This is a genomic window from Paracoccus sp. DMF-8 (assembly GCF_029309835.1).
Classification (GTDB): domain Bacteria; phylum Pseudomonadota; class Alphaproteobacteria; order Rhodobacterales; family Rhodobacteraceae; genus Paracoccus.
The window spans coordinates 406,028-428,802 of record NZ_JARJHL010000005.1; the positions used below are offsets into that span (position 1 = coordinate 406,028).

General features: G+C 64.6%; 22 protein-coding genes and 2 pseudogenes. 10 read left to right on the forward strand and 14 right to left on the reverse strand.

What is annotated here, in order from left to right:
* Positions 1-130: 130 nt before the first annotated feature.
* The 8 genes from PE067_RS05515 to purC form a co-directional block, all read right to left on the reverse strand.
* Positions 131-352 (reverse strand): formate dehydrogenase subunit delta, encoded by a 222-nt coding sequence (locus tag PE067_RS05515; protein WP_276188188.1) that lies wholly within the window; start codon positions 350-352, stop codon positions 131-133.
* Complete coding sequence (fdhD, locus tag PE067_RS05520) at positions 334-1,176, reverse strand: formate dehydrogenase accessory sulfurtransferase FdhD (protein WP_276188189.1); 843 nt, start codon at positions 1,174-1,176, stop codon at positions 334-336. The genes PE067_RS05515 and fdhD overlap by 19 nt, the downstream gene beginning before the upstream one ends.
* Before the next feature lie 19 nt (positions 1,177-1,195).
* A complete protein-coding gene (fdhF, locus tag PE067_RS05525; RefSeq protein WP_276188190.1) occupies positions 1,196-4,075 on the reverse strand; it encodes a formate dehydrogenase subunit alpha in 2,880 nt (959 codons plus the stop codon).
* Positions 4,072-5,625: a formate dehydrogenase beta subunit gene (locus tag PE067_RS05530; protein ID WP_276188191.1), complete on the reverse strand. Its 1,554-nt coding sequence runs from the start codon at positions 5,623-5,625 to the stop codon at positions 4,072-4,074. The genes fdhF and PE067_RS05530 overlap by 4 nt, the downstream gene beginning before the upstream one ends.
* Positions 5,622-6,113 carry a formate dehydrogenase subunit gamma gene (locus PE067_RS05535; protein ID WP_276188192.1) on the reverse strand — a complete coding sequence of 164 codons (492 nt, stop codon included), beginning with the start codon at positions 6,111-6,113 and terminating at the stop codon, positions 5,622-5,624. The genes PE067_RS05530 and PE067_RS05535 overlap by 4 nt, the downstream gene beginning before the upstream one ends.
* A 98-nt stretch (positions 6,114-6,211) precedes the next feature.
* Positions 6,212-7,090: a LysR family transcriptional regulator gene (locus PE067_RS05540; RefSeq protein WP_276188193.1), complete on the reverse strand. Its 879-nt coding sequence runs from the start codon at positions 7,088-7,090 to the stop codon at positions 6,212-6,214.
* 66 nt (positions 7,091-7,156) lie between these two features.
* Positions 7,157-7,396, reverse strand: coding sequence for a phosphoribosylformylglycinamidine synthase subunit PurS (purS, locus tag PE067_RS05545; RefSeq protein WP_276188194.1), 240 nt, complete (start codon positions 7,394-7,396; stop codon positions 7,157-7,159).
* 11 nt (positions 7,397-7,407) lie between these two features.
* Complete coding sequence (gene purC / locus PE067_RS05550) at positions 7,408-8,172, reverse strand: phosphoribosylaminoimidazolesuccinocarboxamide synthase (protein WP_276188195.1); 765 nt, start codon at positions 8,170-8,172, stop codon at positions 7,408-7,410.
* Between the two features lie 152 nt (positions 8,173-8,324).
* Here purC and PE067_RS05555 point away from each other — a divergent pair, with 152 nt between their 5' ends.
* A complete protein-coding gene (locus tag PE067_RS05555; RefSeq protein ID WP_276188196.1) occupies positions 8,325-8,642 on the forward strand; it encodes a DUF1476 domain-containing protein in 318 nt (105 codons plus the stop codon).
* An 87-nt stretch (positions 8,643-8,729) separates the two neighbouring features.
* Here PE067_RS05555 and PE067_RS05560 read toward each other — a convergent pair whose 3' ends face one another.
* From PE067_RS05560 to PE067_RS05570, 3 genes and pseudogenes are all read right to left on the reverse strand, one after another.
* Positions 8,730-10,085, reverse strand: coding sequence for an MATE family efflux transporter (locus tag PE067_RS05560; RefSeq protein ID WP_276188197.1), 1,356 nt, complete (start codon positions 10,083-10,085; stop codon positions 8,730-8,732).
* Between the two features lie 81 nt (positions 10,086-10,166).
* Positions 10,167-10,668: pseudogene (locus tag PE067_RS05565) on the reverse strand (PaaI family thioesterase).
* A gap of 36 nt (positions 10,669-10,704) precedes the next feature.
* On the reverse strand, positions 10,705-11,142 hold the full coding sequence (locus tag PE067_RS05570; RefSeq protein ID WP_276188198.1) for a PaaI family thioesterase: 438 nt from the start codon (positions 11,140-11,142) through the stop codon (positions 10,705-10,707).
* Positions 11,143-11,325: 183 nt separating this feature from the next.
* On the opposite strand from PE067_RS05570, the gene PE067_RS05575 reads away from it, so the two are divergent.
* The 8 genes and pseudogenes from PE067_RS05575 (at position 11,326) to PE067_RS05610 (ending at position 19,570) form a co-directional block, all read left to right on the forward strand.
* Entirely contained in the window at positions 11,326-11,709 is a 384-nt protein-coding gene (locus tag PE067_RS05575; protein WP_276188199.1) for a MerR family DNA-binding transcriptional regulator, read from the forward strand.
* Between the two features lie 256 nt (positions 11,710-11,965).
* Positions 11,966-12,379 (forward strand): MerR family DNA-binding transcriptional regulator, encoded by a 414-nt coding sequence (locus PE067_RS05580; protein ID WP_276188200.1) that lies wholly within the window; start codon positions 11,966-11,968, stop codon positions 12,377-12,379.
* Positions 12,376-14,152 (forward strand): annotated as a pseudogene (locus PE067_RS05585) (acyl-CoA dehydrogenase C-terminal domain-containing protein). The gene PE067_RS05580 and the pseudogene PE067_RS05585 overlap by 4 nt, the downstream one beginning before the upstream one ends.
* Before the next feature lie 323 nt (positions 14,153-14,475).
* Positions 14,476-15,018, forward strand: a complete 543-nt coding sequence (locus PE067_RS05590; RefSeq protein ID WP_276188201.1) for a hypothetical protein — start codon at positions 14,476-14,478, stop codon at positions 15,016-15,018.
* On the forward strand, positions 15,015-15,656 hold the full coding sequence (locus PE067_RS05595) for a glutathione S-transferase (protein WP_276188202.1): 642 nt from the start codon (positions 15,015-15,017) through the stop codon (positions 15,654-15,656). The genes PE067_RS05590 and PE067_RS05595 overlap by 4 nt, the downstream gene beginning before the upstream one ends.
* Positions 15,653-16,864 (forward strand): acetyl-CoA C-acetyltransferase, encoded by a 1,212-nt coding sequence (locus PE067_RS05600; RefSeq protein WP_276188203.1) that lies wholly within the window; start codon positions 15,653-15,655, stop codon positions 16,862-16,864. The genes PE067_RS05595 and PE067_RS05600 overlap by 4 nt, the downstream gene beginning before the upstream one ends.
* 4 nt (positions 16,865-16,868) lie before the next feature.
* The gene (locus PE067_RS05605; RefSeq protein ID WP_276188204.1) at positions 16,869-17,387 is read left to right on the forward strand and encodes an NADAR family protein; all 519 of its coding nucleotides are present in this window, start codon (positions 16,869-16,871) and stop codon (positions 17,385-17,387) included.
* Positions 17,384-19,570 (forward strand): 3-hydroxyacyl-CoA dehydrogenase NAD-binding domain-containing protein, encoded by a 2,187-nt coding sequence (locus PE067_RS05610; protein ID WP_276188205.1) that lies wholly within the window; start codon positions 17,384-17,386, stop codon positions 19,568-19,570. The genes PE067_RS05605 and PE067_RS05610 overlap by 4 nt, the downstream gene beginning before the upstream one ends.
* A 60-nt stretch (positions 19,571-19,630) precedes the next feature.
* Here PE067_RS05610 and PE067_RS05615 read toward each other — a convergent pair whose 3' ends face one another.
* From PE067_RS05615 to nth, 3 genes are all read right to left on the reverse strand, one after another.
* Positions 19,631-20,083 (reverse strand): DUF3597 domain-containing protein, encoded by a 453-nt coding sequence (locus tag PE067_RS05615; RefSeq protein WP_276188206.1) that lies wholly within the window; start codon positions 20,081-20,083, stop codon positions 19,631-19,633.
* Between the two features lie 166 nt (positions 20,084-20,249).
* Positions 20,250-21,263, reverse strand: a complete 1,014-nt coding sequence (locus PE067_RS05620; RefSeq protein WP_276188207.1) for an adenosine kinase — start codon at positions 21,261-21,263, stop codon at positions 20,250-20,252.
* Entirely contained in the window at positions 21,260-21,928 is a 669-nt protein-coding gene (nth, locus tag PE067_RS05625; RefSeq protein ID WP_276188208.1) for an endonuclease III, read from the reverse strand. Before nth ends, PE067_RS05620 begins: the two co-directional genes overlap by 4 nt.
* Before the next feature lie 121 nt (positions 21,929-22,049).
* On the opposite strand from nth, the gene PE067_RS05630 reads away from it, so the two are divergent.
* Positions 22,050-22,646, forward strand: a complete 597-nt coding sequence (locus PE067_RS05630; RefSeq protein ID WP_276188209.1) for a methylated-DNA--[protein]-cysteine S-methyltransferase — start codon at positions 22,050-22,052, stop codon at positions 22,644-22,646.
* Positions 22,647-22,775 lie beyond the last annotated feature (129 nt).

The following is a 22,775-nucleotide window of genomic DNA, read 5'->3' on the forward strand; positions in this document are numbered from 1 at the left end:
TTATCGGAAAAATTCCGGAAATACCGCGAAAATGGCGACTTTCGCGCCGAAAGGCTCAAACCTTTTGACATCCGTCAGATAGAGGCTGAAAGGCGTTCCCTGGGGTATTTCCGTGATGAAGAAAGCGGGGTCACTCTGCCGATTGGGGCAATGTGATGAAATCCGCCGCAGCACTGACGATCGGGTCGGCTTGAGCCCCGGCGCGGATCTGGGCGATGAAGTCGCGGCGCATCTGGTAGCTCCAGAACTGGTTGATATGTTCGGCGACCGCCTCGGGTGCGGGATGATCGGGCTGGTTGCGGAAAAAATCCGCCATCTGGGTTGCCATTCGGATCAGCTTGTCCGTTGCCATGTTCCTGTCCTGCTTCTGCCTTGGTCCGCGATGCGTTGCGGATGGGTGAAAAGATCGAAATCGCTATCGCGGGCACGCGCGATCAGGGTCAGCCCCGCCGCCTCGGCCCAAAGCAGCGCAAGCTGGGTGGGCGCGCTGGCACCGATGATGATCGGGGCGCCGATGCGCGCGGCCTTTTGCGCCAGATCGACCGACAGGCGCGAGGACATGACCACCGCCCCCTGCCCGCCATCCACGCCCTGCCGCGCCAGCGCGCCGGCCAGCTTGTCGAGCGCATTGTGGCGCCCGACATCTTCGCGGACGGTCGCGGTGCTGCCATCCCAGAACCCTGCGCCGTGGATCGCCGGGGTTTCGCGGCGCAGGACCTGCCCCTGAGCCATCGCCTGCATGGCGCGGCCCACGTCCTGCGGCGGCATCTGGAAATTGCCCGAAACCGGCACGATGTCGGGCAATGCGGCGGCGATGCTGTCGACGCCGCACAACCCGCAGCCGACCGGGCCGATCATCGCGCGGCGACGCTCGATCAGGTTGACGGACAGGCCGGGCCGCAGCCAGAGCCGCGCCTCGATGCCCGGCATGTCCTGCGCCTGCACCTCGACCGTATCGAAACCGATGATATCCGCAGGATCGGCGATGAACCCTTCGGTCAGGGCAAAGCCCGTCGCGAAATCCTGCAGGTCATGCGGGGTCGCCATCAGGACGGCCTGCGACATGCCGTCGACGACGATGGCCACCGGCATCTCCTGCGGGCTGGGCGGGGCTTCTGCCCGGACCCATGCACCACCCCGCCAGCGCATCACGGATTGGGGCGATGCGTCGGACATGTCCTTCATCCTGCCCTGCTCATTCGGCAGCGGCGGGCAGGATGCGGCGCGACAGTTCGGAATGGGCGGAATATTCCTCTTGCCATTCGCTTGGCCCGTTCGAGGGGCTGACCTGCACCGCCGTCACCTTGAATTCGGGGCAGTTCGTCGCCCAGTCCGAATTGTCGGTGGTGACCACGTTCGCCTGCGTCGTCGGGTGGTGGAAGGTCGTATAGACCACGCCCGGCGACACCCGTTCCGTGATATGCGCGCGCAGCGACGTATCCCCGGAGCGCGACGAAATCCGCACCCAATCGCCTTCGCGCACGCCCCGCACCTCGGCGTCCGAGGGGTGGATTTCCAGAATATCCTCGGGGTGGAACACCACATTTTCGGTCCGGCGGGTCTGCGCGCCGACGTTGTATTGCGACAGGATCCGCCCGGTGGTCAGCAGCAGCGGGAAGCGCGAGCCGGCGCGTTCATCCGTTGCGACATATTCGGTGTGCAGGAACTTGCCCTTGCCGCGCACGAAACCGTCGATATGCATGACCGGCGTGCCAAGCGGCGCGTCCTCGTTGCAGGGCCATTGCACCGATCCCTCGCGGTCCAGCAGGTCATAGTTGACACCGGCGAAGCTGGGCGTCGTCAGGGCGATTTCATCCATGATTTCAGATGGATGCTGATAATTCCAGTTGCCCCCCATGCGGTTGGCGAGCATCTGGGTAATCTCCCAATCCTCGAAACCGTTCTTGGGCGTCATGCAGCGGCGCACCATGTTGATCCGGCGTTCGGCATTGGTAAAGGTGCCGTCCTTTTCAAGGAAACTGGAACCCGGCAGCAGCACATGGGCATAGTTCGCGGTTTCGTTCAGGAACAGGTCCTGCACGATCACGATATCCATCGCCGTCAGCGCCGATGTGACGTGTTTGGTGTCGGGGTCGGACTGGACGATATCCTCGCCCTGGCAATACAGCCCGCGGAAACTGCCGTGCAGCGCGCCGTCGAACATGTTGGGGATGCGCAGGCCGGGTTCCTCCGACAGCGGCACGCCCCAGACACGCTCATACATCTCGCGCGTGGCCTTGTCGCTGACGTGGCGATAGCCGGGGTATTCATGGGGGAAGGACCCCATGTCGCACGAGCCCTGCACGTTGTTCTGGCCGCGCAGCGGGTTCACGCCGGTCCCCGGCTTGCCGATATTGCCGGTCATCATCGCAAGGTTCGCGATCGCCATGACCGTGGTCGATCCCTGCGAATGTTCCGTCACGCCCAGACCATAGAAGATGCTGGCACGGGGTGCCGCCGCATAGGCGCGGGCCGCCTCGCGGATCAGATGGGCGGGGACCTGCGACAGCTTTTCGACCTCTTCCGGTGCATGGCGCGGATCGGCTGCGAATTCCATATAGATCTGGAATTCGTCCCAATCGCACATCTCGCGGATGAAGGCTTCGTCATACAGCCCCTCGGTCACGATCACATGCGCCATCGAGGTGACGACGGCGACATTGGTGCCCGGACGCAGCGGCAGGTGCCAGCTTTCGCCCATATGGGCGGTGTCCAGAATATCGGTGCGGCGCGGATCGAGGACGATCAGCCCCGCCCCCTTGCGCAGTTGCGCGCGCATCCGCGAGCCGACGACCGGATGGCCGTCGGTCGGGTTGCAGCCGATGATCAACATCAGGTCGGTGTCGTCGATGCTATCGAAATCATGCGTCCCGGCCGAGGTGCCGAATGCCTTGCCCAGACCGTAGCCGGTGGGCGAATGGCAGACGCGGGCGCAGGTGTCGGTGTTGTTGTTGCCGAAAACCGCGCGGGCCAGTTTCTGCACCAGATAGGTTTCTTCGTTGGTGCAGCGCGACGAGGTGATTACCCCGATCAGATCCTTGCCATGATCGGCCTGCGCCTTGCGCAACCGGGTCGCGGCAAAATCCAGCGCCTCATCCCAACTGACTTCCTGCCAGGGATCGGTGATCTTTTCGCGGATCATCGGGCTGAGGATCCGGTCGCGGTGGCTGGTATAGCCCCAGGCAAAACGGCCCTTGACGCAGCTGTGGCCGTGGTTCGCCTTGCCGTCTTTCGAGGGCACCATGCGCACGATCTGTTCGCCGCGCATATGGGCGTCGAAGGAACAGCCGACGCCGCAATAGGCGCAGGTGGTTTTCACGATGCGCTCGGGCGTGCCGATCTCGATCACGGTGTTTTCGATCAGCGTCGCGGTCGGGCAGGCCTGCACGCAGGCGCCGCAACTGACGCAATCCGACGACAGGAAGCTGTCCGAACCCATGCCCGGCGACACGCGGCTGTCAAAGCCCCGGCCCTCGATGGTCAAGGCGAATGTCCCCTGCACTTCCTCGCAGGCGCGGACGCAGCGGTTGCAGACGATGCATTTCGACGGATCGAAGGTGAAATAGGGGTTGGACTGGTCCTTGGGCCGCCATTCGGGGTTGGGGCCGACGGCCGAGCGGCGGGCAAAATGGTTTTTCGGCGCGTCATAGCGCACCTCGCGCAGACCCACGGCACCGGCCATGTCCTGCAATTCGCAATCGCCATTGGCCGCGCAGGTCAGGCAGTCCAGCGGGTGGTCGCTGATATACAGCTCCATCACGCCCTTGCGGATCTGCGCGATTTCGTCGGTCTGGGTGTGGACCTTCATCCCTTCGGACACGGGTGTCGTGCAGGATGCGGGCGTGCCGCGCATGCCGTCGATCTGGACGACGCACAGGCGGCAGGAGCCGAAGGCCTCAAGATTGTCGCTCGCGCAGAGTTTCGGGACAGAAATCCCCGCCTCGGCAGCCGCGCGCCTGACCGAGGTGCCGGACGGCACGGTCACGGAAATCCCGTCGATGTTCAGCGTCACCATGGTCGTGGATTTCGACATGGGCGTGCCCATGTCACGGTCTGGAATGATGAAATCCTTCATTCTGCGGCCTCCCTGCGGGCTGCGCCCGGCCCGGTAAATTCATCCTCGAAATGGGTCAAGAGCGACATGACCGGGAAAGGCGCAAAGCCCCCCAGAGCGCAGAGCGAGCCCCATTTCATCGTGTTGCACAGATCTTTCAGCGTCTCGATCGCCTCGCTGTCACCCTGAGCGATGCGGTCGATCGTTTCCACCGCGCGGGTCGAGCCGATGCGGCAAGGCGTGCATTTGCCGCAGCTTTCGACCGCGCAGAATTCCATGGCGAAACGCGCCAGCTTCACGCAATCGGCGGTGTCGTCAAAAACGGTGATCCCGGCATGGCCGAGCAGCGCATCTTTCGCCCCCAGTTCTTCATAGCCGAAAGGCACATCGAAATTCGACACCGGCACATAGGCGCCAAGCGGACCGCCGACCTGCACCGCCTTGACCGGGCGCCCGGACAGGGTGCCGCCGCCGATGCCGTTGACGATATCGCCCAGCTTCATGCCGAACGCCGCCTCATACAGCCCGCCATATTTGACATTGCCCGCGATTTGGATCGGGATCGTGCCTTTCGAGCGGCCGATGCCAAGCGCGCCATAGGCCGCGCCGCCATGTTCCATGATCCAGGGCACCGCACCAAGCGACAGCACGTTGTTGACGACCGTCGGGCGGCCCAGAAAACCGACCAGCGCCGGGATCGGGGGCTTGGCGCGGACGACGCCGCGCTTGCCCTCCAGACTGTTCAGCAGGCTGGTTTCCTCGCCGCAGACATAGGCGCCCGCACCGACGCGGACCTCCATGTCGTAAGCATATTGTGATCCCAGCATCGACTGACCCAGCACGCCCTGACGGCGCGCATCGGCGATTGCGTCGTTCATGGCGCAGATCGCATCGGGGTATTCGCTGCGGATATAGACGTAGCCCTGCGTGGCGCCGACCGCGATTCCGGCAATCGCCATGCCTTCGATCAGGCACAGCGGGTCGCCCTCCATCAGCATGCGGTCGGCAAAGCTGCCACTGTCACCTTCGTCGGCGTTACAGATGATGTATTTCTGCGCGCCTTCCGCACCGGCGACCGTTTTCCACTTGATCGCGGTCGGGAAACCGGCGCCGCCGCGACCGCGCAGACCGGATTCCATCACCTCCTCGATGATCTTTTCGGGACCGGCGGCAATGGCCGCGCGCAGCCCGGCCAGACCGCCATGGGCTTCGTAATCGGCGACGGACACCGGGTCGATGACGCCGACGCGAGCAAAGGTCAGACGCTGCTGGCCCTTCATCCAATCGTGATCCTCGACCACGCCGATGGCGCGGGGATGAGCGGCCATGTCGCGGGCCATGATCGCCTGCACCAGCGCGGGCGCGTCTTCGGGTTCAAAGGGGCCGAAACCATGGCGGGTGCCGTCCAGATCGACCTCGACCAGCGGCTCCAGCCAGATCATGCCGCGCGTGCCATTGCGGACGATCTGCGCCTCAACCCCTTGTTTTTGCAGCTCGACACGCAGCGCATCGGCAACTTCGTCGGACCCGAGCGCGCGGGCGGCGGCGTCAATGGGAACATAAATTTTCATGCGCGCGCCTCCTGCACAAAGCGGGTGACTTTCGCCAGATTCGCGCGACCGACCAGCTTGCCGTCGAATTCCGCCGAAGGCCCACAAGCACAAAGCCCCAAACAGAAGACGGGTTCCAATGTCAGCCGGCCGTCGGGCGTGGTTTCGTGCCAGCCGATGCCAAGCGCGCGACAGACCTGATCGGCCAGATCATCCGCGCCCATCGAAATGCAGCTTTCGGCGCGGCACAGCCGCAGGACATGGGTGCCGGTCGGATGGTCGCGGAAATCGTGGTAAAAGCTGACGACGCCATAAACCTCGGCACGGGTCAGGTTCAGCGCCTTGGCAATGATCGGCTGCGCATCATCGGGGACCATGCCCCATTCTGCCTGAATATCGTGCAGGATCGGCAGCAACGGCCCCTCGCGATGCAGATGCGAGGCGATGATCTGATCGAGCCTTTCAATCGATTCGCTGTCAAATTCAGCAGCCGGGCTGGTTCGTGTCATGGCTGGGCATATCCGCGCTATACAAGATTTAACCCAGAATAAAAAAGTTTGATAGTCGTTACAATCGCAATCTATCGTTCATTGATTGACGTTTCCTATCAAGCGGCACCATCGACGCCTTCGATCGACCGCCCGATTTTCCAGATCGCATCGACCAGCGGCGGGTGCGGTTCGCGGGCGGCGGCGACCAGCCCGACCAGATGGCCGTCGCCCTTCAGGTTGCGGGCGCGGACCCCCACCGGCAGGGGCAGACCTTCGGCCAGGCCGCGCGGCAGGATCGCCGCCCATTCGCCGGTCGCGACATGGGCGAGGATCGCCAGCATCGAGGTCGATTCGACGCGCGGCTCTGCCTGCGCGCCCACGGACAGCAGGTGGCGGGTGACGATGCGGCGGTTCTGCATGTCGGGGGTCAGCAGGCACAGCGGACGCCGCGCGGCCTCGGCCCAGGTCACGGCGCCGGTCTGTTCGGTGCGGTCGATCAGGCAATAGGTTTCGCGATAGAGCGCCATGGATTTGACGCTGCCAAGCGGTTCGCTGTCCAGATAGGTGACGCCCGCGTCCAGTTCCAGCGCCTCGATCTGTTCGCGGATCTCGTCCGAGGACCGCGACAGGATGGTGACGGCGGCGCCGGGGTGGCGGGTCAGAAAGGGGCCGGTCAGTTCGGCGATGCGCGGCATGGCGGTCGGGATGACGCCAAGGCGCAGGCGCCCGGTGACGCCTTCGCGGCTGGCGCGGACCTCGGCCTGCATGGTGCGGGCATCGGCGACGATGCGGCGCGCCCAGTCCAGCACCCTTTCGCCTTCGGGTGTCAGCCCCTGAAAGCGCGAGCCGCGCCGGACCAGTTGCACGCCCAACTGATCCTCCAGCGCGCGAATGGCCGATGACAGGGTCGGTTGCGTGATGCCAAGCGATTCGGCGGCGCGGCCGAAATGTTCCTCGCGCGCCAGAACCATGAACATGTTGAGCCGGTCGATCATGTGCCTGCCACCCAACGCCAGAGAATGACCGGGGCGCCGCACGGGCGCCCCGCCGATGTCACGCGATCAGACGATTTCCACCGCGTATTTTTCGATCACGGTATTGGCCAGCAGCCCCTCGCACATGCGCTTGACCTCGGCCTCGGCCGTGGCCGCATCGGTCGCCGTCAGGTCCAGTTCGATGACCTTGCCCTGACGCACGCCGCCGACGCCGCCAAAGCCAAGACCGCCAAGCGCGTGCCGGATCGCCTCGCCCTGCGGGTCGAGCACGCCATCCTTGAGCATGATAGTGACGCGAGCTTTCATCGGCCGGCCTTTCAGTTGATCAGCGTGGGTTTGGTCAGGTTGGTCGTATTGGCGGGCATCAGGCCAAGACGGCGGGCGACCTCGGTATAGGCGTCGGTCAGGCTGCCCAGATCGCGGCGGAACACGTCCTTGTCCAGCTTTTGCCCGGTCTTGACGTCCCACAGCCGGCAGCTGTCGGGGCTGATTTCATCGGCCACGATCAGGCGCATGAAATCGCCGTCCCAGATCCGGCCGATCTCGATCTTGAAGTCGATCAGCTTGATGCCGACGCCAAAGAACACGCCCGACAGGAAATCGTTGACGCGCAGCGCCAGCGACACGATGTCGTCCAGATCCTGCTGCGACGCCCAGCCAAAGGCGATGATGTATTCCTCGGACACCATCGGGTCGCCCAGTTCGTCGTTCTTGAACGAATATTCCACGATGGGGCGCGGCAGGGCCGTGCCTTCCTCCATGCCGAGGCGCTTGGAAATCGAGCCTGCGGCAAAGTTTCGCACGATCACTTCCAGCGGGATGATCTCGACCTGGCGGATCAGCTGTTCGCGCATGTTGATGCGGCGGATGAAGTGATTGGGCACGCCGATATTGGTCAGCCCGTTCATGAAGAATTCGGACAGGCGGTTGTTCAGGACCCCCTTGCCCTCGATCGTCGCCTTTTTCTGGGCGTTGAAGGCAGTCGCGTCATCCTTGAAATACTGGATCAGCGTGCCCGGCTCGGTGCCTTCGTAAAGGATCTTTGCCTTGCCTTCGTAAATCTTCTTGCGCCGTGGTGCCATTGAATGCGCCTTTCCGTCAGCAGGCCCGTTTCAAGGGGCTATAGGCCAGAAAGGGGCCGGGGGGCAATACGGGCTTGCAGGCCGTGATACAGTTGCGCATATCAGATGATGAAACAGCGACCCCCATTTGACGCCCATTGACGGAGGCCAGGATGACGACCTTTGACGATCGCGAACGCTCTTACGAAGCCAAATTCGCGCTGGATGCGGAATTGAACTTCAAGGCAGAGGCACGGCGCAACCGCCTGCTGGGGGAATGGGCCGCCGAGCTTCTGGGCAAAAGCGGCGATGACGCGCGCGCCTATGCGCTGACCGTCGTCACCTCGGATTTCGAGGAACCGGGCGATGAAGACGTGTTCAAGAAGCTGCAGGCCGATCTGGAAGGCAAGGTCGATGAGGCCGGCATCCGCGCCAAGATGGCCGAGCTGCGCATCGTGGCGCGCAAGCAGATCGCCGGCGAAGCGGACTGATCCGTCCCCGCAGGGGTAACGCAAAAGGGGCCTTCGCGGCCCCTTTTTGCTGCGCCCCTCCGCTTGCTGCGCCCCTCCGCGCGGGCCTCAGGGTTGCGCAGCCGCCCGGACGCTGCCATAGCGCCGCGCCAGCGTCAGCCCGCGCAGCAGGTTCAGCCCCATCAGCGCCGCCCATAACCCGTGATTGCCCAGCACGGGCGGCAGCGCCAGGACCAGCGCGCCATAGGCCGCGACCGCGATCAGCATGGCGTTGCGCATGTCCCTTGTGCGCATCGCGCCGATGAAGATGCCGTCCAGCATCCAGCTTGCGATGCCGATCACCGGGGCCGCGACCAGCCAGGGCAGATAGGCGCGTGCCTCGGCCCGGACGCCGGGGGCGGTGGTCAGCATGTCGATGATCGCAGGACCGGCCAGCCAGAAAACCGCGCTGATTGCCACCGCACCGATGACGCCCCATTTCACGCTGATCCGGACCGCCGCGCGCAACCGCCCGGGCCTGCGGGCGCCGACGGCCTGACCGACCAGCGCCTCGGCCGCAAAGGCGAAGCCGTCCAGCCCATAGGCGGTGATTTCCAGAAACTGCAGCAGCACCTGATTGGCGGCCAGCACCTGATCGCCCTGCCCCGCCGCCATGAACATGAAGGTGGTAAAGCTGCCCTGCAGCAGGACCGAGCGGATCAGGATATCGCCATTGACGCTGAGCAGACGCCGCATCTTCTCAGCCGCGAACAGCCCCGCCCGGCCAAAGACACCGGCCAGCGCGTGACGCGCGAACCACAGGCCGATGACCAGCCCGGCGTATTCCGCGATCAGCGTCGCCACCGCGACACCCGGCACGCCCCGGCCCAGCCCCAGCACGAACCAGGCCGACAGGATGATGTTCAGCCCGTTCATCACCAGTTGCTGGACCAGCACCGCGCGGGTGCGTTCCAGCGCGATCAGCCAGCCGGTGATCGCATAGATGGCAATCGTCGCGGGCGCGCCCCAGAAACGGATCGCCAGATATTGCCCGGCCAGCCGCTCGACCTCGGCCGAGGCCGGGGCCAGCGCAAAGGCGCCCGCGATCAGCGGCGCATGGACCAGCGTGATGGTGACGCCCAGAACCAGACCGATGACCAGCGCGCGGGCCAGATGGGCGGCGGCCTCGGCCTCGTCCCCTGCGCCGCGGGCCTGCGCCACCAGCCCCGAGGTGCCCATGCGCAGGAAACCAAAGATCCAGTAGATACCCGCCAGAATCACCGCGCCCAGACCGACCGCGCCAATCGGCGCCGCCTGCCCCAACTGGCCGACGACGCCGGTGTTCACCGCGCCCAGAATCGGGATCGTGGCATTGGACAGGACAATCGGCAGGGCGATGGCCAGCACGCGACGGTCGGTCAGGGGCGCCGGCGGCGACGCGGGCACGGACACGGGGACGGGATCGGGCACGGAATCGGCAGGCATCTGAAATCAGGGGGCGGTCAAACAAAGGGCATCCGGCAGGCAAAGGACATCCGGCAGGCGAAGGACTGGCGGACGGGCCGCCTACCGATCGGACGGCATCATGAAATGCCCGGTCGCCTGCGCGAACATGCGATCCCGATTGTCCTGCCACGCACTCGACCTGGACGCTGGCATAGCGCCGCCCCGAACGCACCACCCGCGCCCGCGCATAAGCATCGCGCGCCAGCCCCGAACGCAGGTAATCGACCGTGAAATCAATAGTCTTGGGCAGGCGCGGCAAGGTGTCGGGCAGTTGCATGTCGGGGGCGATGCGGCCCTCCTCGACATCGTTCCAGATATGGGTCGAGGTCAGTTGCACGACCGCCGTCACCTCAAGAAAGGCGGCAATCGCGCCGCCGTGCAACGCGGGCAGGATGGGGTTGCCGATCAGCTTGTCGTCATAGCGCAGTACGGCGGTCAGTTCGTCCCCGCGCCGGTCAAAGCCGATCCCCAGCCATTGCGCATAGGGGATCGCGGCCGCCAGCGCCTCAAGCGCGCCATCGCGCCGCGCCTTGATCATGCCAAGTGTTTCCTGCTGTGCCATCCGCTGTCCCCGCTTGCCCCTGCCTGCACCCTGCCGCTAGCGTCCGACGGTAAAGGCGCCCGTCGCCGTCGCCACCGGATTGTCCTGATCGTCATCGCTGGCCCAGGCCCGGACAAAGGCCACCGAACGGGTCATGTGATAGCATTCCGCCCGCGCCGTGATGCGCTGGCCGGGGGTTGCCGCGCGCATATAGTCGATGCGCAGGTCGATGGTCGCGGTCGAACGCACACCATCACCCCGCGCCAGAACCGCCGCGCCCGCGCAGGTATCCATCAGCGCCGAAATCACCCCGCCATGAATCACCCCCGAGCGCGGATCGCCGACGAAACGCGCGTCCCAGGGCATGGAAATCACCGTGCCCTGTGGGCCGATCTCGTCGATGCGCATGCCAAGGGCGGCGGCATGGGGGATTACCTCGATAAAGCGGCGGGCGCTGCCCATCTGGTCAGCTTTGGTCCCGGTCGATTCGGCCATGGTCTTTCCCCTTGCACTGGTGGGCCACGATAGGATGCGGCACGCTGCGGCGGCAAGCCTGCACCCTGCGGAACATGCCCGCGACACCTGCCCGCCTATCGGCAACTCTGCCTATGTACTTGAGGTTGAGTTATGATCTTGCGTCGGCTGGGCTTCGGGCCATTCGTATCAAGAGCCGGATTGATGGTCGAAGAAGGTTTCATCAGCTTCAAGGACATGTGCGCCAGATTTGACGTCACGCCGCGCACGCTGCGTTACTACGAATATATCGAGCTTCTCAGCCCGAAAAAGGTCGGAAGGTCGCGGTTCTATGGCCCGCGTGAACTGGCCCGGATGAAGCTGATCCTGCGCGGCAGGCGCTTTGGCTTTTCACTGGAAGACATCCGGCAATGGCTGCTGGTCTATGGCCAGAAAGGCACGCGCGAACAATACCGCATCTGGATCGAACTGGCCGACCGGCAATATGCCACGCTGTCGCGGCAGCTCGAGGAATTGCAGACCGTTCTGACAGAGTTGAAGGGCCTGCGCGACGAAACCCAGGACCTTCTGGACAAGATGGAGCCGTAAGGCTTCACCGCCCGTCATCCCTGCCCCCGTCATCTCTGCGCCCGTCATCCCTGCCCCACCCGACGCCGCCGGGTTGTGATCTGGCACGGCATCCCGCCGCTGCCTGAATTCCGGGCAGGTTATGCGGGCGCGATCGGCAGGCCGCCGCCCGGCGCCTGATCGCGGAATTGACTTCTCTGACGTTACGTTTACGTTTACGTTCGCGTAAAGACGCGCTTACCTGAGCAGCGATAGCCCTGTCGGTCGAGGTGTCGTGATGTCCGAAGATTTGATGTCGATCCGCGAAATGAGCAGATCCTTTGGCGTCACGCCCCGGGCGCTGCGTTTTTACAGATCCAGCGATCTTCTGTCGCCGCTGCGCCGTGGGCAGTCGCGGCTTTACAGCAAAAGCGACCGTGCGCGGCTGAAGCTGATCCTGCGCGGCAAACGCTTTGGATTCTCGCTCGAACAGATCCGCGAGATTCTGGAACTGTATAACCCCGCGGAAAAGAACCTCAGCCAGACCGAAGCCGCGTTGACGACCGCGCGCGAACGTCTGGCTGACATGAAACAGCAATATCTTGAGCTTGGCTTCGCGATCACCGACCTCGAAGAACAGATCGAGGAAGGCGAGGCTGCCTTGCTCAAGCTACGGGCCCTTGCCGAAGCGGCTCCCTCGGAGGAAAAATGACGACTTATACCCCCCCCGTTCAGGACCTGCAGTTCGTCCTGCACGAGCTTTTGCAGCTCTCGGCCTCGGACCTGCCCGGCCATGACGAGATGGACCCCGATTTCACCGCCGCGATCTTTGACGCTGCGGGCAAGCTGTCATCCGAGGTGCTGGCGCCCCTGAACCCGGTCGGCGACCGCGAGGGCTGCCGGCTGGAAAACGGCATCGTCCGCACGCCCACGGGTTTCGACCGCGCATTCGCGATGATGAAGGAAGGCGGCTGGACCGCATTGGACTGCGACCCCGAAGACGGCGGTCAGGGCATGCCCTATGTGCTGTCGCTGGCCGTGTCGGAAATGTTCATCGCGACGAACATGGCCTTCAACATGTATCAGGGCCTGACCCACGGCGCCTATTCGGCGATCCGCAGCCACGGCACGCCGGAACAAAAGGCGCTGTATCTGCCAAAGCTCGCGAGTTGCGACTGGACCGGCACGATGAACCTGACCGAACCCCATGCGGGCACGGATCTGGGCCTGCTGCGCACCAAGGCCGAACCGCAGGAGGACGGCAGCTACCGGATCACCGGGCAAAAGATATTCATTTCCGCGGGCGATCACGATCTGGCCGAAAACATCATCCATCTGGTGCTGGCCAAGGCGCCGGGCGGCGGCGAAGGCACGCGCGGCATCAGCCTGTTCATCGTGCCGAAGTTTCTGGTGAAGGCGGATGGCTCGATCGGCGAACGCAACGGGGTTTCGGTCGGCGCGCTGGAGGAAAAGATGGGCATTCACGGCAATGCCACCTGCGTCATGGATGCACGACGGCGCTCAGGGCTGGTTGCTGGGCGAGTTGCACAAGGGCATGCGCGCCATGTTCACCATGATGAACGAGGCCCGGATGGGCGTCGGCATGCAGGGCTATGCGCTGGCCGCAGGCGCCTATCAGAACGCCCTCGCCTATGCCGGGGACCGGCTGCAGGGCCGCGCCATGCCCGAGCCGGAAAACCCGACCGGTCCCGCCGATCCGCTGATCGTCCATCCCGACATCCGCCGCAGCCTGATGGATCAGAAAAGCTTTATCGAAGGGGCGCGCGCGCTGGCCATGTGGGTCGCCCATCTGATCGACCGCTATCACCGCACCGGCGACGATCAGGCCGAGGGGCTGGTGTCGCTGCTGACCCCGGTGATCAAGGGCTTTTTGACCGACAAGGGGCTGGAAAGCACGATCCTGGCCCAGCAGATCTTTGGCGGTCACGGCTATATCGAGGAACAGGGCATGTCCCAGTTCGTCCGCGACGCCCGCATCACCCCGATCTATGAAGGGGCGAATGGCGTGCAGGCGCTGGATCTGGTCGGGCGCAAGCTGCCCGCCGACGGCGGCAAGCATGTCATGGCGTTTTTCCAGTCGGTCCGCGATTTCATCAAGGAACATGAAAGCGACGAAGATCTGAACCGTGATTTCCTGTCGCCGCTGAAAGACGCCTCGAAAGAGCTGCAGACGGCGGCCATGTTCTTTCTGGAACGCGGCATGAAGAATCCGGACGACGCCCTCGCCGGGTCCTACGACTTCATGCATATGTTCGGCCATGTCACGCTTGGCCTGATGTGGGCGCGCATGGCGGTGGTGTCGCAGGCGGCGCTGAAAGCCGGGACGCAGACCGATTTCCACAAGACGAAGCTGGCCACGGGGCGCTATTACATGCAGCGTCAACTGCCCGCGACAAAGATGCATCTGGCCCGCATCCTGACCGGCGCGGCACCGGTGATGGCACTGGACGCGGAGCAGTTCTGAGATGGCCCGACCTGTTCCCCACCGCCGCGCCCGTGCCGGTTGCGGGGGCAGGACCGCCTCCGGCGGGGGTATTTGGGTGATGAAGAAAGGCAGGGCTCCGTTTTTTGGGGCGCGGGTTTGTGTTGGTGCTATGGGAACGGTTCGGGGCGCGGATGGGGTTGCCCCGGAACCGGGCGCGGTTCCTGTCACCGGGTCCGGAACCGGGGCTTTCTCCATCAGCGGCCATCGGCTCCCCAGTCTGTTCCGCAGGGGCTGTCTATCATCGCCGGATTAACAGAGCGTGAACGGCGATGCCGAAATCGTCGCCACGAAGGGAGAATGAGATGCTGAAACCGACCTGCCTGATCGCGGCCTTGCTGTTTGCCGGACCGGTCCTTGCCCAATCTGCCGAGGATGAGGCCGCGATCAAGGCCGTCTCGGATCATCTGATGGCGGTGACGCTGAGCGGAGACATGACGCCCACGGTGGACATGATGGCGCCGGGGATCATTGCGGCGGGGGCGGAAATGACCTCGCTCGATCCGGAGAAGTTCAAGGACATGATGCGGTTGCAGGTCGCGCAGATGAAGGATGTCGCGGAATTCCGCGAGGCGGAGATGTCCGTCGATGCGATGACCTGGCATGAAACCGGCGATGGCACGCCCTATGCGCTGATCCCGACCCATTCGGTCATCGCGATGAAATCCGAAAGCGGCGGGCGCCAGGTGTTCGAGCAGAACAGCCAGACGCTGGCGCTGCAAGATGGCGGCGCGTGGTATCTGGTCCGGGTGTCCGACCCGGCGCAGCAGCAGATGCTGACCGATGCCTATCCGTCCTTTGCCGGGGTGAGCTTTCCGGCCGCGACGACCGAGGTGATCGAGGAATGACCGCGCGCCTGTGGTGCTTTGGCAGATCCGGCCATTCCTACAAGGCCGCGCTGACGATGGAGCTGTCGGGCTATGGCTGGCAGCCGGTCTTTGTCGATTTCTTTGGCGGCGCGGCGCGGTCGGGCGATTATCAGGCGCTGAACGAAATGGCCGAGGCCCCGGTCTTTCGCGAGGGCGATCTGACGCTGACGCAATCGTCGGTCATTCAACTGCATGTCGCGGGTCGCACCGGCAGGTTCCAGGGCCGCGATGCGAATGAGGTTCTGCGCTGGATGTTCTGGGACAATCACAAGCTGTCCGGCCAGATCGGCACGCTGCGGTTCCTGATGAATTTCCTGCCCGAGGCCAAGCGTCCGGCCGAGGTGATCCGCTTTCTGCAGGGTCGGATGCGGGCCAGCTATCAGGTTCTGGACCGCCGCCTGACGGGCCGCGACTGGATCGCCGACGACCAGCTCACGATCGCCGATTTCACCTGCTGCGGCTATCTGTATTACCCCGAGCCCTTTGGTTTCGACCGTGCCGAATGGCCCGCAATCGACGCCTGGCTGGCGCGGATTTCCGCGCTGCCCGGCTGGAAACATCCCTATGATCTGATGCCCGGCAATCCGTCCGACCGGGCGCCCAAGGAGGAAACATGACCGAAGCCTATATCTATGACGCGGCCCGCACGCCGCGCGGCAAGGGTCGCCCCGATGGCAGCCTGCACGAGGTGTCCTCGGTCGCGCTGTCGGCCCGGCTGCTGAACGCCGTCAAGGCCCGCAACGGGCTGGAGGGCCACGCGGTCGAGGACGTGATCTGGGGCAATGTCACCCAGGTCATGGAACAGGGCGGCTGTCTGGCCCGGTCCGCCGTGCTGCTGTCGGATCTGGACGAACGCATCCCCGGCCTGTCGATCAACCGTTTCTGCGCCAGCGGGATGGAAGCCGTGAACATCGCCGCCAATCAGGTGCGCGGCGGGGCGGGCGACGCCTATATCGCCGGCGGGGTCGAGATGATGGGCCGCGTCGCCATGGGCAGCGACGGCGCGGCGATTGCCGTCGATCCGGCGCTGACCTTCAAGACCTATTTCGTGCCGCAGGGGATTTCGGCCGATATCATCGCGACGAAATTCGGCTTTACCCGCGAACAGGCGGACGCGCTGGCCGCCGAAAGCCAGCGCCGCGCCGTTCAAGCCTGGGCCGAGGGGCGGTTTGCGAAATCCATCGTGCCGGTGCTGGATCAGAACGGCCTGACCATTCTGGACCGCGATGAATACATCCGCCCCGACACCACGCTGGACACGCTGGCCGGTCTGAAACCCGCCTTCAAGGACATGGGCGAGGTCATGCCCGGTTTCGACAAGGTCGCCATGCTGAAATACCCGGAACTGTCGGGCGTGAACCACATCCACCATGCCGGGAATTCATCCGGCATCGTGGATGGTGCGGCGGCGGTGCTGATCGGCAATGCGGAATTCGGCAAGGCCCACGGGCTGACGCCCCGCGCCCGTATCCGCGCCACCACCAAGATCGGCACCGATCCCACGATCATGCTGACCGGCCCGGTTCCCGTCACCGAAAAGATCCTGCGCGACAGCGGTCTTTCGATCAGCGACATCGACCTGTTCGAGGTGAACGAGGCGTTTTCGTCGGTCGTCCTGCGCTTCATGCAGGCGTTCGATGTCGACCCGGCCCGCGTCAACGCCAACGGCGGCGCCATCGCCATGGGCCATCCGCTTGGCGCGACCGGCGCGATCATCATCGGCACCCTGCTGGACGAGCTGGAACGTCAGGACAAGACCCTTGGCCTTGCCACGCTTTGCGTCGCATCGGGCATGGGTGCCGCGACGATCATCGAGAGGGTCTGACGCCTTGCCCGCCGCGCATCATTTCTTTTGGTCTGGACCGTTCAGCCAGTGGTTCGCTTGCGAATTCACGCTGGACGGCGTGACCTACAGCACCGCCGAACAGGCAATGATGCACGGCAAGGCGCTGTTATTCGGCGATGACGTCACTGCTGCGCAGATCATGGTCAGCACCGATCCGGGTCGCCAGAAGGCGCTTGGCCGTCAGGTTGCGGGCTTTGATCAGGCAATCTGGGACGGCGCGAAAACCGCGCTGATCACCCGCATCAATCTGGCAAAATTCGGCCAGAACAAGGGCTTGCGGCGCAAGTTGTTCCAGACCGGCACCGCGCCTTTGGTCGAGGCAAGCCCGCTTGATACCATCTGGGGCATCGGCCTTGACGCCGCTGCCGCCGCCAGCACGCCACCCGAGGAATGGCCGGGCCAGAACCTGCTTGGCCGCATTCTGACTGGCGTCCGCGAAACATTAGCGCAAGAGCACCCGGCCGAAGCCGCAGCCTGCGCCCCTCAAGGAGGACAATCATGACCGATTTCACCATGCAAAAGCACGCCGACGGCGTCGCCATCATCACCTGGGACGTGCCGGGCAAGTCGATGAACGTGCTGTCGATGGACGGCGCGGCCGACCTGAACGGGCTGATCGACGACGCGCTGGCCGATGAGACGGTCAAGGGCATCGTCATCACCTCGGGCAAGAAGGATTTCGCCGGGGGGATGGACCTGAACGTCATCGCCGGGATGCGCGAACGGGGCGGCGCGCAGGGCGTCTTTGACGGAGTCATGAGCCTGCATCACCTGCTGCGCAAGATCGAGCTGGCGGGGATGGACCCCAAGACGAAAAAGGGCGGCAAGCCCATCGCCTCGGCCCTGCCGGGGACGGCGCTCGGCATCGGTGTCGAACTGCCCCTGGCCACGCATCGCATCTTTGCGGCCGACAACCCCAAGGCCAAGATCGGCCTGCCGGAAATCATGGTCGGCATCTTTCCGGGCGGCGGCGGCACGACGCGGCTGGTGCGCAAACTGGGCGCGATGGTCGCCGCGCCGCTGCTGCTGGAAGGCAAGCTGAACGACCCCAAGGGCGCGAAAGCGGCGGGGATCGTCGATGAGGTCGCAGCCGACCCGGTGCAGGCCGCCCGCGAATGGGTGCTGAACGCGACCGAATCCGATCTGGTCAAGCCCTGGGACGCCAAGGGCTACAAGATGCCCGGCGGCGCGCCCTATCATCCGGCAGGTTTCATGACCTTTGTCGGGGCATCCGCGATGGTGCATGGCAAGACGCTTGGCGTTTATCCGGCGGCCAAGGCGCTGCTGTCGGCGGTCTACGAAGGCGCGCTGGTGCCCTTTGATCAGGCGCTGAAGATCGAGGCGCGCTGGTTCACGAACATCCTGATGAACCCCTCGTCCACCGCGATGATCCGCAGCCTGTTCATCAACAAGGAAGCACTGGAAAAAGGCGCGAACCGCCCCGCAGCGCCCGACCAGACGGTCAAGAAGGTCGGCATTCTGGGCGCCGGCATGATGGGCGCGGGCATCGCCCATGTCAGCGCCATGGCGGGGATTCAGGTCGTGCTGATCGACGCGGCGCAGGACGCCGCCGACCGCGGCAAAGCCTATTCCGAGGGCCTGCTGGACAAGGCGATCAGCCGCCGCAAATCCACCGAGGAGAAAAAGGCCGAGGTGCTGGACCGCATCACCGCCACCACCGATTACGCCGCACTGCAAGGCTGCGATCTGGTGGTCGAGGCCGTGTTCGAAGACACCGCCATCAAGGCCGAGGTGACGAAACAGGCCGAAGCCGTGATCCCCTCGGACGCGATTTTCGCGACGAATACCTCGACCCTGCCGATCTCGGAACTGGCCCGCGCCAGCACCCGCCCCGAACAGTTCATCGGCATCCATTTCTTTTCGCCCGTCGACAAGATGCTGCTGGTCGAAATCATCAAGGGCACACAGACCGGCCCCACCGCCGTCGCCAAGGCGCTGGATTTCGTCCGCCAGATCCGCAAGACGCCCATCGTGGTCAAAGACGCGCGGTTTTTCTACGCCAACCGCTGCATCATCCCCTATATCAACGAAGGCATCCGCATGGTCGCCGAAGGTGTCGATCCGGTGCTGGTCGAACATGCCGCGCGCTACATGGGCATGCCGCTTGGGCCGCTGCAACTGGTCGATGAAACCTCGATCGACCTTGGCGTGAAAATCGCCAAGGCGACCCGCAGCGCCATGGGCGACGCCTATCCCGATGGCGAAGTCGATCAGGTCATCTTCAAGCTGGCCGATCAGGGCCGCCTCGGGCGCAAATCCAAGGCAGGCTTTTACGACTACGACGATCAGGGCAAACGCGGCGATTTCTGGTCCGGTCTGGCCACCGAATGGCCGGTCAGCGACGACCAGCCCGATTTCACCGAAATCCAGAACCGCCTGATGTTCGTCCAGTCGCTCGAAGCCGTCCGCGCCCTGCAAGACGGCGTTCTCGAAGACATCCGCGAAGGCGATGTCGGCGCGATCCTGGGCTGGGGCTTTGCGCCCTGGTCGGGCGGCCCGTTCAGCTGGCTGGACATGCTGGGCGCCCCCCGCGCCGTCGAAATCGCCGATGCCCTGGCCGAACGCCACGGCCCCCGCTTCGCCGCCCCGCAGATCCTGCGCGATCTCGCCGCCAGCGGCGACAGCTTCTACGGCCGCTTCGGCAAAGGCAAACAAGCCGCCTGAGAAATGGAAACGGGCGGGGAACACCCCCGCCCGCACCCTTTCCGGCAGATCCCGCAGATCCTACAGATCCGCCGGAACCTTGCCGCCGTTCTCCTTCAGCTTCTGGATCACCTGCTTGTGCAGCCAGATGTTCATCGCCGCAGAATCGCCCATATCGCCGGTATAACCCAGCTCGGTCGCCAATTCCTTGCGATGCGCCAGACTGCTGTCCAGCCCAAGCGCCTTCATCAGATCAACGATCGACTTGCGCCAATCCAGCGGTTGCCCGGCACGCGCCACGGCCGCATCCAGAACAGCCGCCACATCGACATCAGCGACCGCAGGCTGCGCCGCAGCGGGCTTCGGCGCAGCGGCGGCCGGGGCAGATGCGGCCGGAGCAGATGCGGGGGCGGCAGCAGGCGCAGCAGCCGCAGGCTTCGCGGCCTCGGAAGCGGCCGCAGGGGGCGCCTTTGCCGGTTCAGCCGCCTCGGCCTCTCCCCAGATCGCGTTCTTGATCTTGTCGAAAATTCCCATCTCATCCTCCGATGATCCATATGGTCCGACGTTCACATCAGCCGGTCCTGATCACAAGAGCACAAAGCACCCTGCAGTTCCCTCGCGACCCTGGGTCACAGGGCCAACCCCTGCTTTCTTCATCATGAAAATACCCAAAAGACCGCGCAACCGCCCCGAACGGCGCCTAGATCAGACCTTCCGCGCGAAAATCCGGACGGATGTCGCGCTCGGGGCGGGGGCCAACATGGGAAATCACCTCGGCCGCAGCGATGCAGGCCATGCGCCCGGCAGCGGCCAGAGGCGCGCCGGTCGCCAGACCATAGATCAGCCCTGCCGCGAACTGATCCCCTGCCCCGGTCGCATCCACCGGCACGATGCGCCGGACCGGGGCCAGAACCCGCTCATCGCCACGGATCAGGATCGCATCATCGCCGGATCGGGTGCAGATCACCGTCCCGCAATCGGCGCGGGCCTGACGCAGGGCGTCCTCGAGGTCCTCGGTCTGATACAGCGACTGCCATTCATGGATATTGCCGATGACGTAATCCATCGGCCCCGCGACCAGCTTGCGGAAATCGCCGCGATGGCGGTCGACGCAGAACGGATCCGAGAGCGCGATACCCGCCTGCCCGCCTGCGGCATGGCAGGCCTCGGTCGCGCGCAGGAATGCCGCCTTGCCCGCGTCCTTGTCGAACAGATAGCCTTCCAGAAACAGCCAGTCCGCCCCGCTGAAAACCGCCGGGTTGACGTCGCTTTCGCCCAGTTCGGCGGAAATCCCCAGATAGGTGTTCATCGACCGCTCGCCATCCGGGGTGACGAAGATGATCGAGCGCGAGGTCGGCTCGACCTCTCCGGCCACGGGAGGATTCACGGGAGGATTGACGAAAACCGTGCCCGCGGCCTCGGTCTGTTCGGCATAGCTGAGGCCAAGCGGATCGGCGGCGACCCGCCCGATAAAGGCGGTGCGCAGACCCAGCATCCCGATCCCCGCCAGCGTATTCGCGACCGAACCACCCGGCGCCAGCCGCACCGCCGCGCTGTCGGCGGCCTGCGCCGCCGTAAGCCCCTCGGCACGGTCGCGGTCGATCAGCTGCATGATCCCCTTTTCGATGCCGAGACGCGCCAGCGCCTGATCCGTCGTCGGCGCGATCACATCCATGATCGCATTGCCGATCCCGATCACATAGGGGGTGGTCATGGGGTCTTCTCCTCATAGGGGCACAGGTCGGCGATGATGCAGACGCCGCAGCGCGGACGTTTCGCCTGACAGATATAGCGGCCATGCAGGATCAGCCAGTGATGGGCGTTCTGCTGGAATTCGACGGGGATGTTGTCTTCGATGGCACGCTCGACCTCGATCACATCGCGGCCGGGGGCGATGCGGATGCGGTTGCCAAGGCGAAAGATATGGGTATCGACGGCCTGCGCCGGAAACCCGAAGACGCTGTTCAGGACGACATTCGCGGTCTTGCGCCCGACGCCCGGCAGCAGCATCAGCGCCGCGCGCGAGGTCGGCACCTGCCCGCCGAAATCCTCGACCAGAATGCGCGACAGGGCCATGACGTTCCCGGCCTTTTGCCGGAACAGCCCGATGGTCTTGATGTGATCCGTCAGCGCCTCCTGCCCCAGATCCAGCATGTCCTGAGGGGTCGATACCTGCGCAAACAGCGCCCTCGTCGCCTTGTTCACCCCGACATCGGTCGCCTGCGCCGACAGCGCCACCGCGACCAGCAGGGTAAAGGCGTTGGTATATTCCAGTTCGGTGACGGGTTCGGGGTTGCCGTCGCGCAGGCGCGAAAAGATCGCAACCTGTTCGGCATAGGGCAAGGCCGGGGGCAGACGTGTCGAAAGCTGTTTTGCCATATGCTGTCCATGCCCTGCCCGGCCCGCCAGTGCAAGCAGGCGCGTCGGAACCGGCGGCGGCCTTGCGGCATTTCCCATATGCACCCGCAGATGAACATGCGCAGACAGGAAAGGCCCGGCCATGATGCGTCCCCCGCTGCACATCCCCCCGCCCGATGAGGGGCTGAGCGTTACCGTCACGCACATGCCCGACAGCGGCCGGGGGGCGGTCCTGTGCATCGGCAGCTTTGCCACGCCGCTTGGCCCGGTCATCGCCATCGGCGCCGAAGGCACGCTCTGGGCGCTTGGTCTGGCCGCAGAAATCCCGGCCGAGGATGTCCGCGCAGACCTGACCGCACGCTTTCCAGGCGCCCGCTTCGTCGACGCCCCCGAGGCGCTGGCACCCGCCATCGCAACCCTGATCGCCGGAAAGGGCGAAATCCGGGTGCGGCTGGCCGGAACCGGGTTCCAGACCCGCGTCTGGCAGGCCCTGCTGGAGGTGCCGCCCGGAAAGGTCGTCAGCTATGCCACGCTGGCCGGCATGATCGGCCAGCCCCGCGCGGTGCGGGCGGTCGGAACCGCGGTCGGGGCCAATCCGGTATCCTGGGTTGTGCCCTGCCACCGCGTCACACGCACCGGGGGCGCAATCGGCGGCTATCACTGGGGCGAGACGGTCAAACGCGCCCTGCTGTCGCGCGAAGGCGCCGCCATCGCGCCCCTGCTGATCGCAGAGTTCTGACCGGATGTCAGATGTTTCCGGGTATTCGCGCTTGCGAATTTCATGGAACCAAGGAAAGGTAATCGCTGTTTGGATCTTGTCGGCGCTGCACATCAAAGCGGTGCGCAAGGGAAAATTCGGGCAAAGGTG